Annotated in this window: 11 protein-coding genes; 6 read left to right on the plus strand and 5 right to left on the minus strand. The window is 39.3% G+C overall.

What is annotated here, in order from left to right; all coding sequences use genetic code 11:
- The first annotated feature begins 101 nt into the window (after nt 1-101).
- The 3 genes from QQS39_RS15695 to QQS39_RS15705 are packed head-to-tail and all read left to right on the plus strand — an operon-like array spanning nt 102 to nt 4,165.
- The gene (locus tag QQS39_RS15695; RefSeq protein WP_151436061.1) at nt 102-1,142 is read left to right on the plus strand and encodes a TerY-C metal binding domain-containing protein; all 1,041 of its coding nucleotides are present in this window, start codon (nt 102-104) and stop codon (nt 1,140-1,142) included.
- A complete protein-coding gene (locus QQS39_RS15700; RefSeq protein ID WP_285804887.1) occupies nt 1,142-2,638 on the plus strand; it encodes a PP2C family serine/threonine-protein phosphatase in 1,497 nt (498 codons plus the stop codon). Before QQS39_RS15695 ends, QQS39_RS15700 begins: the two co-directional genes overlap by 1 nt.
- A 27-nt stretch (nt 2,639-2,665) precedes the next feature.
- Nucleotides 2,666-4,165 (plus strand): helix-hairpin-helix domain-containing protein, encoded by a 1,500-nt coding sequence (locus QQS39_RS15705; RefSeq protein WP_285804888.1) that lies wholly within the window; start codon nt 2,666-2,668, stop codon nt 4,163-4,165.
- A gap of 67 nt (nt 4,166-4,232) precedes the next feature.
- On the opposite strand, the gene QQS39_RS15710 is transcribed toward QQS39_RS15705, so the two are convergent.
- Complete coding sequence (locus tag QQS39_RS15710) at nt 4,233-4,649, minus strand: TonB family protein (RefSeq protein ID WP_265576093.1); 417 nt, start codon at nt 4,647-4,649, stop codon at nt 4,233-4,235.
- A gap of 257 nt (nt 4,650-4,906) precedes the next feature.
- Between QQS39_RS15710 and aes the strand changes: the two genes are divergently transcribed.
- Nucleotides 4,907-5,875 (plus strand): acetyl esterase, encoded by a 969-nt coding sequence (gene aes / locus QQS39_RS15715; RefSeq protein ID WP_285804889.1) that lies wholly within the window; start codon nt 4,907-4,909, stop codon nt 5,873-5,875.
- A 30-nt stretch (nt 5,876-5,905) separates the two neighbouring features.
- Here the strand turns inward: aes and QQS39_RS15720 are convergent, their stop codons facing one another.
- Nucleotides 5,906-6,619: an NUDIX hydrolase gene (locus QQS39_RS15720; RefSeq protein ID WP_151436779.1), complete on the minus strand. Its 714-nt coding sequence runs from the start codon at nt 6,617-6,619 to the stop codon at nt 5,906-5,908.
- 153 nt (nt 6,620-6,772) lie between these two features.
- Between QQS39_RS15720 and QQS39_RS15725 the strand changes: the two genes are divergently transcribed.
- Both QQS39_RS15725 and QQS39_RS15730 read left to right on the plus strand, forming a co-directional pair.
- On the plus strand, nt 6,773-7,792 hold the full coding sequence (locus tag QQS39_RS15725) for an SPFH domain-containing protein (RefSeq protein WP_151436066.1): 1,020 nt from the start codon (nt 6,773-6,775) through the stop codon (nt 7,790-7,792).
- Nucleotides 7,792-8,736, plus strand: a complete 945-nt coding sequence (locus QQS39_RS15730; RefSeq protein ID WP_285804890.1) for a diacylglycerol kinase catalytic domain-containing protein — start codon at nt 7,792-7,794, stop codon at nt 8,734-8,736. The genes QQS39_RS15725 and QQS39_RS15730 overlap by 1 nt, the downstream gene beginning before the upstream one ends.
- Before the next feature lie 62 nt (nt 8,737-8,798).
- Here the strand turns inward: QQS39_RS15730 and QQS39_RS15735 are convergent, their stop codons facing one another.
- From QQS39_RS15735 to QQS39_RS15745, 3 genes are all read right to left on the minus strand, one after another.
- Nucleotides 8,799-9,563 (minus strand): class I SAM-dependent methyltransferase, encoded by a 765-nt coding sequence (locus QQS39_RS15735; RefSeq protein ID WP_285804891.1) that lies wholly within the window; start codon nt 9,561-9,563, stop codon nt 8,799-8,801.
- Between the two features lie 90 nt (nt 9,564-9,653).
- Complete coding sequence (locus QQS39_RS15740) at nt 9,654-11,276, minus strand: ABC transporter substrate-binding protein (protein ID WP_285804892.1); 1,623 nt, start codon at nt 11,274-11,276, stop codon at nt 9,654-9,656.
- Between the two features lie 28 nt (nt 11,277-11,304).
- Nucleotides 11,305-12,237, minus strand: coding sequence for an oligopeptide/dipeptide ABC transporter ATP-binding protein (locus QQS39_RS15745; protein ID WP_285804893.1), 933 nt, complete (start codon nt 12,235-12,237; stop codon nt 11,305-11,307).

A 12,237-nucleotide genomic window follows, 5' to 3' on the forward strand; every position in this document is an offset into this window, starting at 1 on the left:
CAAAAGCAAAGCGCTTCAAAAGGCTTTGCTTTTATTTTATTCAGGCTTTGATTTACCCATCACAATACATAACAGCCACGATAAAGTAATAAGGTATAACAATGAGAAGGCTACCCATTTTCTTTGTTTTAGATTGTTCAGAATCCATGATCGGTGAAAACCTAAAAAAGATGAATGACGGTCTAACGACGATTATTAGCGACCTAAGGCGAGATCCGCACGCTCTTGAAACTGCTTGTATCTCTGTTATCGCTTTTGCTGGCGTTGCAAAAACGATTGTTCCACTCACTGAAGTCGTCTCTTTTTATCCTCCTCAACTTCCTTTAGGAGGAGGCACTTCATTAGGCAGCGCATTACGAGAACTTTCTCACCAAATCGACACTCAAGTAAGAAAAACCACACTTGAGCAAAAAGGCGATTGGAAACCTGTCGTTTACCTTTTAACTGACGGCAGACCGACTGATGATTGCGCGCAAGAGATCAAACGCTGGAAAGCTCACTACGCCAACAAAGTTAACTTAATTGCGATTGGATTAGGCTTAAGCGCAGACTTACATGTACTGTCGCAATTAACTGAAAATGTGCTGTTATTTACCGAAGCACAAGAAGGTGATTTTACTCGTTTCATTAAATGGATAACGATGTCAGTGGTTTCTCATAGCCGAAGTGTTGGCGAAGAGGCACCACCACTTTTAAGTCAAACAGAGCATATTGTTCGTCTTGCAAAAGATGATGTTGCTCGTGCCTATGATGAATCTTGTGTCACTTTCGTCGGGCGTTGTAGCCACACTCGTTCACCTTATTTAATGAAATATGAACGTCCACCAATGAAAGCTTCAGGGCTTGATTTTAACCTCAATCTTAATGGCTTTAATTTAACAGGTTGCTACACCTTAAATGAAGATTACTTTGCATGGAGTGATCTCAGCGCCACGGCATATCAAGTTAACACCAGCGAACTTCATGGTACACCCGGTTGCCCTTATTGCGGCAATGCGACTGCTTTTGCCGTTTGCCAATGTGGTAAATTACTCTGTGTAAATGGCCCTGAAACCGTTATTTGTCCTTGGTGTGATAACAACATCACCTTTGGAGATAACAGCAACCAATCTGACTTTGATGTCACACGAGGTAAAGGCTAATGGATAAAAAAGCCCTACTCAGAAAACTGATTATTGATGACACGCTGACACAACATCGCATTCCTGTACATGAGGAGCTTGTTATTGCGCTGTATGAAGATATGGAAATCGCTCAACACATTGATTTTATTATCGATAAAATTAACGCTAAAACGGCAGAAAAAATCACACCACAAGACAAGACACAACCTATTCTTCTGTTATTACCACCCGCTCGTAATTTAGCCGGTGAAGAAACATCATTAACAGAAGATAGCTCATTAAAGCCTGGTCAAATTCCAACGCACTCGTCGCCAATGCCAACAGAAAAACCGATTATTCATCGCCCTACGGCAAAAATTACCCTTTCTAATGCCAAAGTAGGTACAGCGTTCAATTCTACGCTCAGTATCGAGCTAAATACCCTCGAAATTGCCGAAATTGATGCGGTTGATATTCCTGAAGGGCTTGGAATAACCTTTGATCATGAAAATCGCTGCTTAGTGGGTATGCCAACAAACAGTGGCAATTTCACATTGATTGTCCATTGGTCTGTTAATGCCGTTTGCTATCACGATGAAGTCTTATTAATCATCAATCCTGATCCGCGTAGCTTATGGCAAATCAATGAACCTCCCGCGGATAGCCCTTATCCCAAAGCCCATATAGATAGCAAACTTATTCTTGAAGAAGATATTCGAATTGCGGCAGCAAGCCGTCGTGGGCGTTCTCATGAACATGCCGGCACATTCCGTGATGATGATTTTTATATTCACCACGATAATCACAGCCAATGGAATATTTTAATTGTTGCTGATGGTGCAGGCAGCGCTCGCTATTCTCGCGAAGGCTCTCGCATTGCTATCAATACTGTAAGCCATTATTTAAAATCACAATTAAGCGTGAAAAATGATGCATTTAAACCCCATCTTGAAGCCATTCATCAATGGAATGACGCCAACGCCATTAATCAAGTGGGTAGCTTCTTTGCTCAACTCTTTCGTAATGCGGCACAATTAGCGGTTAATAACCTCAAAAACGAAGCTATACATATTAATGAGCCTGTAAAATCTTTTTCTACTACGTTATTAGCTACGGTTTCTTTACGTATCAATGATGAGTTATTTGCCGCCTCCTTTTGGATGGGAGATGGTGCGATTGCCGCTTATGGTCCTGCCGGAAAAGTGCGCATTTTAGGTATTCCTGATAGTGGTGAATATGCAGGACAAACCCGTTTTCTTGATGATAGTGCGCTCAACGATGCGGAATTTAATCGACGCATTATTATTGGTAAATGGAAAGAAATTTCACATCTTATTTTAATGACAGATGGGGTGTCCGATCCGGTATTTGAAACCGATAATGGCTTACAAGATCCCAATAAATGGGCTGCACTCATTGATGAAATATCGCCTTGTTTAGCCTCTCCTGAAAATGCAAATAACGCATTGGCTGAATGGCTGAATTTCTTTTCAGCAGGCAATCACGATGACCGCACTCTGGTTGTGGCTTGGTAATCATAAAAGAGAGAATGGGTGAATTTCATGGCAGAGATCATTACCTGTACAACGCAAAGTGGAAAAACAGTTCAGTACGTCAATGAGATCATTGGCTCTGGCTCTATGAAAGATGTCTATTTTTCCCCAGACCGAACCTACGTTGTCGCCTTCTATAAAACAAAACAGAATGCACAAGCCAAAGATAGAATCGATATGATAACAGGCTCTTATCGACATAATATCTTTGAACAAAGTGGTGGAGAATATTGGAAAAACCTCTTTTGCTGGCCAACAGATGTTGTCGAACATCAAGGCAAAATTGGTATTGTTGTTCCAACTTATCAATCCCACTTTTTCTTTAAATATGGCTCTAAAAACAATGACTTTCTTGCGATAAAAGGTCGAGAAAAAGAAGGTAAATGGTTTGCAAGTGCCAATAACCAAAATAAATTTCTCGATCCTCGTGAAAGAGGCAATCTATTAAATTATCTGAAAGTCTGTTTATTGCTTTCTCGTGCTGTACGTCGAATGCATGCAGCAGGCTTATGTCACAGTGATTTAAGCTATAAAAACGTCCTTATCGATCCTGAGCAAGGTCATGCCTGTGTTATTGATATTGACGGTTTAGTGGTTCCAGGGAAATACCCCCCAGATGTAGTGGGAACACCTGATTTTATTGCACCTGAAGTGGTAAAAACCGGCCATTTACCGAAAGAAGATCCTAACCGTATCTTGCCAAGCATCACAACAGATAGACACGCACTTGCGGTATTAATCTATATGTATCTGTTTTATCGACACCCATTACGGGGCGGTAAAATTCACGATCTTGACGATGAAATGCGCGATGAAACACTCTCTATGGGCGAAAAAGCGTTGTTTATTGAGCACCCAACTGATCGTAGCAATGCCGTAAAACTTAATCAGGTAAAATCGTCATCACTACCTTGGGCTGATCCTGAAAAAATCCCATACACGATTATGGGGCCGTACTTAACGCCTCTTTTTGAAAGAGCCTTTATGACAGGATTACACGATCCTTCACAACGCCCAACCGCAGATGAATGGGAAACGGCTTTAGTCAAAACGGTAGATTTAGTTCAGCCTTGCCAAAATAAAGATTGTGAACAGCAATGGTATGTTTTTTCAGGCAAAACACAGCCTGTTTGCCCCTATTGTCACACGCCTTATAAAGGTCAATTGCCGATTTTAAATCTCTACTCTTCGCGCAAGGCAGGTAGCTTTAGACCTGACGATCACCGCTTAATGGTTTGGAGTAATCAATCACTCTTTCCTTGGCATGTTAATCGCCTTATTGCGCCCAATGAACGTACCACTGATGAACAAAAAAAACGTGTCGGTTATTTTGTTTATCACAACTCAACATGGTGGCTGGTTAATGAGCGTATTGAGGGATTGATGGTATTGCCAGAAAAAAAACAGATAGCCATTGGCGATAAAATTGCCCTAACTGATGGATTACAATTTGTGTTATCAACAGAAGAAGGCGGACGACTGGTTGTGGTGCAATTAGTCTCAAATTAATAATAACGAGAGAATAATCCGTTTAGTTTATCGTGGGTTATTCTCTTTGCTATAAGCTATTTTTAAATCAACGTTTAAATTCCATGGTTAAATTTAAATCTTTTGTCGGTTTTCCTGACTCATAACGCCATTTTTCCATAGCTCGAATAGTCGATAAACCAAAAACCTCCACTAAAGGGGAATCTAACATCCTAATATTTTGCACATATCCATTTTCATCAATATCAAATTTAATATTTAACGTTCCCTCAATGCCTTGAGAATACGCTTTTGCAGGATAATCAGGAAATACTCGTAATAAATTCTTAGGGCGATTTTTAACCGTAAGATTTGACTCATTTATTTCACTCTGAGTTATTTTCTCTGGTTCATCAGCTAATTTTGCTTTCAATAATTGCACATCCGACTGTGTTGATTGAATAGCACATCCATTTAATAAAATGGTGCTGCAAAGTAAACTTAAAATAGCTAATTTTATTTTCATTTTTCTTTTCTGAAATAAGATTAAATATAAAGATACAATAACATATCTCATTATCATTTCTATTCTCAATGAAATATTTAGTTAAGAAAAACTGTGCAATTAATCATATTTCAGCCGTTCTATTTAAATCAAAGTTAAATCACATATTCACGTCACACCCTCACTATTTAACGCTAACGTTCAATATTGGATATCAAGATCCCAGTTTATTACGCCCCGATATTTACAATACCGCACAGTGATAATTGGAGGGGCTAATGAAAACTAAAAATAAAATCAATGTACTAAAACTTATTTCGCCAGAAATGCAGCAAGTTATGCAATTTTATGCAGATAATCCGCAACCTGCACCGGAAAGTAATGACTACCCTTCTATGCGCCTTGCTTATAATCAAGACCGACGTTATTGGAATGCAGATGCACCCGAAATGTTTAGCATTCAAGATATTTCCGTTAGTACCTCTTATGGCGATGTACTCACACGCCTTTATCAACCTACAGAAAAACCCCCCGCAACACTCTATTATCTTCATGGCGGGGGCTTTATTTTAGGGAATTTAGATACCCACGATCGTATTATGCGATTACTCGCGTCTTATACAGGTTGTACGGTGATTGGTATTGATTACTCACTCTCACCTGAAGCACATTATCCACAAGCGATTGATGAATCAGCGCAAGTCTGCCAATTTTATTATCAACATGCTGACCATTACGGCATTAACACTCAATACATTGGTTTTGCGGGCGATTCTGCGGGTGCCATGTTATCGCTTGCTACTGTGCTGTGGTTACGCGACAAACAAATCCACTGTGGCAAGGTAAGTGCAGCTTTATTATGGTATGGATTATACGGTTTACGTGATTCCACCAGCCGCCGACTTTATGGTGGTGAATGGGATGGGTTGCGCCAGCAAGATCTCGAAGAATATGATAATGCCTATTTAACCGCATTAGGAAATCGTAATGCGCCTTATTATTGCTTATTTAATAACGACTTAACGCAAGATATTCCCCCTTGCTTTATCGCCAGTGCGCAATACGATCCACTTATTGATGACAGCGTGACACTATTTAAAACCTTAGAAGCCCATCAATTAGCTTGTGAATATAAAATGTATCCCGGCACATTACATGCTTTTTTACACTACTCACGTATGATGAAAGTGGCTGATGACGCCATTCGAGATGGCGCTCATTACTTTGTAAAACAGCTAGCTTTGTAAAACAACTGGCTTTATAGAACAGCCATCGCTTTAAAACTCAAGATTTCGAATAAAACGATAATCCGCAGACGCCTTTTTAAGTCGATACAGACTCGCTGGGCGTCCTCTCTCTGCCCGTTTTTCTCCAGTATCAATCAATAAATCTGCTTGTTCGATGCGTCGTCTAAAGGATTTTTTCTGGATTTCTTTACCAATCAAAATTTCATGAACATGTTGCAACTCTGGCAAGGTAAAGACTTCTGGCAATGCAAATCCGGGAACAATCGAATAAAGTGATTTTTGCTTTAATCGCTCTCTCGCTTGTGTAATTAATTCATGGTGATCAAACGCTAAGCTTTGTTGTGCAATCTCATTGATAGGACACCATATTACCGAATCCACGCTATCAATATGTGCTTCACACACTTGATGCGCAATCAACGCGGTATAACAAACCGTCACCGACCAACCTCTTGCGTCACGCTGGTTATTTCCCACTGAACAGAGTTGCTCAATATAAGGGGGGATCACACCTGTTTTCTCTTTTAATTTTCTTAGCACAGTATCTTCAAGGCAGTTGTCCTGCACTTCATCGACAAATCCACCGGGTAAACCCCATTTCCCTTTTTCAGGATGCTCCGCTCTTTTCACTAACAATACTTTTAACTGCTCTTCATGATAAGTAAACAGTACCGCATCAACCGTAATCAATGGAGATAGGAAATCACGGCGGTTATAGCTGGCTAAAAAATCTTGTTCATTCATGGCGTAAGTTTGATTAGAAAACGATAAAACTATTTTAAGCCTAAACAGCAAAAAATCAAATTTTGTCATAAAGACACTAAATCGGTTGACAAGAATAGTGTCGATAAGACACAATTCAGTTGTTGTCATAAAGACACTAACTGGAGAAAGACTATGTTTAACTTAAATTACTTTAAAGCAGACTCATCAACATTCATTATTAAATCGGTAAATGGCAAAATTCGCCAGCAAGGTAAAGGCTTGAGTTTTTGGTATAACTCCGCCACAACCTCTATTGCGGCACTACCTTTAAACGCCCAAGAAGCGCCGTTTATTTTCAACTTCCAAACCTCGGACTTTCAGGGTTTACGCATCCAAGGGCAAATTTCATTTCAGGTCAAAATGCCTGAAAAAGCCGCAGAAGTACTCAACTTTAACTTGAGCAAAAACGGCAAATCTTATGCCTCTGAAGATCCACTAAAACTCAGTGATCGTGTTGTGCGTATTGCACAAACTTTAATTCAAGCAAAGATCCAAAGTACACCTCTTAGAGAAGCGTTATTACTTAGCCAATCATTAGTCACTTTGGTGATGGAACAATTAATTGAACACCCATCATTAGAAGCATTAGGTATTGCAATTTTAGATGTCTCTATTGCGGCAATCACGCCATCACCAGAAACCTTAAAAGCACTCGAAGCCGAAGCGAGAGAATCCTTACTGAAAGAAGCTGATGATGCCATTTATGCACGTCGTAAATTCTCAGTAGAACAAGAGCGCACCATTAAAGAGGCTGAATTAGAAACCGATTTATCTGTTCAACGTAAACGTCAAGAAATCGAAGAAGCACGTTTAGAAAACGAACGTACATTATTGCGTGAACAAGCAGAGATTGAAAAAGAGCGCCTTGAAGCGAAGGTTAATGCAGAAGCGAAACGCAAAGAACTGGTGGCGTTAAGTGCTGAAAATCAGCGAACACAATCAGAAGCCGATGCTTATGCTATTGAAGCGACTATGCGTGCTTATCGTGAATTGCCAGTTGAAAACCTAAAAGCCATGGCACTCGCGAAAATGGACTCACAACAATTAATGGCAATGGCATTTGAAACCTTAGCGCTGAATTCAGGAAAAATCGGCGAATTGAATATCACCCCTGATTTATTTAGCCAATTTATGAAAAAAGGGAGTAAATAATGCAACGTAACGAAGATTTTCGTTTTGTGCTGGTGATGAGAAAAAGCCGTTTACAGGAATTAATTGAACGCTTTAATACTTGGTCACAAGCCAAATTCTATTTAGAACACAACAATGTTGAGGTAACGGATTACCTCAACGAACACAATTTATATCAAAAGCAACTAACAGAAGCTGAACTGATTTTAAAATCATTAGGACGTTTTCAACTTTTAGAAAGAGGTTTACTACCTAGTTATCAATTCTCATCCCACGATATTGTGGTCGTAATCGGTCAAGATGGGCTGGTCGCCAATACGCTGAAATACCTTAATGGGCAGCCTATTATTGCCATCAATCCCGACCCATCACGATGGGATGGTAAATTATTACCGTTCGAAATTGGACAATTAAAAGAGACGGTAATTAATACCATTAATCAAAAAATGCCGTTTAAATCTGTGACCTTTGCGCAAGCGACAACCAATGATGGTCAATCACTGTTAGCCGTTAATGATTTATTTATTGGCCCCAAAAGCCACACGTCTGCACGCTATATTTTACAATGGAACGGTGCTGAAGAAGTACAATCCTCATCAGGGATTATTGTGTCTACGGGGCTTGGCTCAACAGGGTGGTTTCAATCTATTCTCGCGGGAGCGATGGCAATTACAGGGGAAGCGTCACATCCCCTGTTACAAGGATTTAGCTGGGGTGACAAAAAGCTGCAATTTAGTGTGAGAGAACCGTTTCCAAGTCGAACAACCGGTGTAGCTATGACCTTTGGGACAATAGAGCCTGATTCACCGTTACAATTAGGATCTTTGATGCCTGAAAATGGCGTGATTTTCTCTGATGGCATCGAAGATGACTATTTACAATTTAATGCAGGTTGCATTGCTCATATTGGTATCGCTGACATACAAGGGCAATTAATTAGCCAAAAAGGACGTCAGCGTATTTAATAGCCTGATAGATAACTTTATCAGGCTTAATTTTAGTTCAATCAATTAACTAGCTGAATACACTATAATATATTTATTTGCAGTTTAGCGGCAGCAATCATAAACATTGGCGTCGAGCGATAAAGTACTTTACGTTTTTCATCATACACTTGCTCATTAATATTGGTTAAACAAGTCAATGCTGAATAACCGAGAGTAACTAGCGTATCAAGATCCCATTGTGGCCTAATTTTTTGACACATTGGCATGCTTTTGCGGTAATCGAGCATTGCATCGCTATAACCTGCTGGCTTTTCATTAAACAGTTCCGTATATGCTGCAATATCTTCACTATTTTTCTGGTTTAAAGCGTCATCAAATAAATAACGATTCCAGTTAGCATCAAAAATCAGCGTTCTTGCTCCCGGTTTTAAAACACGTAACCACTCTTTATAACCTTGTTTTGCATCTAATAACGTCCATGCCACATTACGGCTAATCACCAAATCAAAGTGATCATCAGGAAAAGGCAAACAATGGCTATCACCTTGCATGACTTCCACATCAACTTGGTAGGCTTCAAAGTTTTTCTTCGCAACATCAACCATTGCTTCAGTGCAATCTATTGCTGTCACTTTATGCCCTGCTTTCGCCATAATGATAGAGAAAAAGCCGGGGCCAGTTCCCACATCCAGTACCTTTAATTTGCCTTGCTGACCACAATATTCATGAATAATATTCAACCACGCTTCTCGCTGAAAACCGTTTAACTCGAGTTGGATCAAATTACTGTAATTTTCAGCACCTTCAGTCCAATTTTTTAATAATTTATCTTTTGAGTCCTGCATAACAAAACCTATCAGTATGTAAACTAAAATAAATAAACAAAATCATGGCGCTGCAAGATCTTCTAAAGATAACCAAGAGCGCCGTAGAGACTATTTTTCAGATGCATGAGGTACAGTGAGCTTTTCCCATGCAACAGGTGCGTAGTTATTTACACCAACTTCAAAATTAGCCACCTTCTTAGGATTAATAGCAAAGTTGGTGACAAGATGATAAACCGGTGCGGTGATCGCCTCTTCACTAATAAAGGTCATAATGCCGTCATAACCTTTTTGGCGATCTTCTTCGTTTAATGTTGCTAAGGTTTTATAAATCATCGCAGAGAGATTTTCGTCATACCATGCTTTAGCTTGCTGATTATTGGCTTGGATATCGTAGATCTCTAGCATAGAGCTATGGGGCATCCATGAATCTGATGCCGTGCGCATTAAAGCCATATCAAAATCTTTTGATTCTAAAGTGGATTGGGTATAACCATTACGATCGAGTATTTTTAAATTAACTTGTATACCCGTTTGCGCTAATTCTGCTTGAATAAATTCAGCAAGGGTTTTCCATTCAGGGAACTCATCTGTTGTTAACAAGAAAGAAAAAGCTAAAGGCTTACCCTCTTTTTCAAAAATACCTTGAGCATTTTTGCTATATCCAGCTTCAATTAATAATGCCTGCGCTTTATCTTTATCACCCGCTAAGGTGTAGTTATTTTTTGCATTAGCATAAGGCACACCGGACTGATACATTCCGGTCGCTTCTTTACCAATATGATTAAAGAGATCTTCCGCAATACTTTTTTTATCAATGGCGTAATTAATCGCTTGGCGAATACGCTTGTCTTGTAGCTCGGGTGTACGTTGGTTAAAAGCAATAAAGTGAGAACTTAAGGTATCAGCAGTAAATGTTTCAAACTGCTTATCTTGTTCTAATTCCTGAATATTTCCCATTGGAATTTTACCAATCAGATCACCGCCAATAATATCTACCTCACCACTTTGTAAGGCAAAAATACGCGCCTGACCGTCTGGAACAACTTTAAAGATAATACGATCTAACTTTGGTTTTTCACCCCAATAGTAAGGATTTGGTACTAGCGTAAAGCTTTTATCTTTTTCATAGCTTTCTAACATCCAAGGTCCTGTTCCAACCGGCTTAGTAAAGGTTTTACCGTCTTCACCTAACGAAGCGGGGCTTAAAAAGCGCACAGGTCGAGGATAGGTCATTTCCATTAAAATAGGATAAGAAGGATTTTTGTAAGTAATACGCACCGTATGTTTATCAATGGCTTCCATTGAATCCACTAAGGTAGCGGTAATTTGACTATAACGAGGATTATTCACCCAACGTTTTAAATTAAAAATAACCGCATCTGCATCAAACGGAGTACCATCTGAAAACTTCACATTTTCGCGCAGTTTAAAAGTATAGGTTTTACCGTCTTTTGAAATATCCCAACTGGTTGCTAATGTTGGAATAATCTTACCTTCACCGCCATCTTCTGTTAAACCGTCATAAATCATCTTAAAGACAAAATGTGGACCGTTATAACTGGCAGCATCAAGCATATTCATCGCACCATCGCGATAAATTGCAACGACAACTTCTTTTTTCTGTTCAACTTGAGTGGTGTTTTCTGTTGGTTTCTCATCATTACAGCCCGTTAATACGGTTATTGAAAGAAAACCAACCAATAAAGTTCGATGTATTAATTGTTTAAACATATTCTTTTCTCTTTCCATCTTATTGTTATTAATGCATTATTTTATGGCATGCAACCCAGTGGTCAGATGCAATTTCTATCAAAGGCGGGTTTTGTTGCTTACAGATATCTTGTCGATTTAAACAACGGTGGTAATAAGGGCATCCCGTGAGTACTTTAGGTGCATCGGTGTAGATCTGTTGTTTAAAAGGCGTGCGTTGTGTGGGATGCGTTGGCAATACGGCAGATAATAAAGCCTGACTATATGGATGCTGAACACGGTTATCCATTTTAGGAATAACTTCAACAATATGACCAAGATACATCACAATAATACGGTCACTCACAAAGTTCACCGCAGAAATATCATGAGAAATAAACAGATAGGTCAGTTGTAATGTCTTTTTAAGGGTATTTATTAACGTGAGAATTTGCTGTTTTAACGCAAAATCAATACTCGATACAATTTCATCACACACCACAAATTCAGGTTCCAGCACTAACGCTCTTGCAATACCAATACGTTGTTTTTGCCCACCTGAAAGCGCATCAGAATGTCTTGATAAAAAAGTGCTATCTAAGCCGACTAATTCTAATATTTTACCGATACGTTGCTGCCGCGCTTGGCGAGTCATATTTTTATAATTAATAAGTGGCTCAGCAATAATTTGTTCTACGGTAAAATAAGGATTAAACGAATCGGCACTGGCTTGAAAGATCATCTGCATATTTTGGCGGACTTGGCGCATCTGTTTAAAACTAAAATGCGTGATCTCTTGCTTTGAAAAGGTAATAACACCGTCATCACTTTGTTCTAATTTTAGTAATAATTTGCCAAGTGTGGTTTTTCCACATCCAGATTCCCCCACAACACCGAGTGTTTCTCCTCGATAAATACAAAATGAGGCATTGGCAACAGCACAGGTTACGACACCATTTTTTTTATAATATTTGGAAAGGTTTTTTACTTCGACTAATGGCAT

The sequence above is a fragment of the Proteus appendicitidis genome (genome assembly GCF_030271835.1).
In the GTDB taxonomy this organism is placed as follows: domain Bacteria; phylum Pseudomonadota; class Gammaproteobacteria; order Enterobacterales; family Enterobacteriaceae; genus Proteus; species Proteus appendicitidis.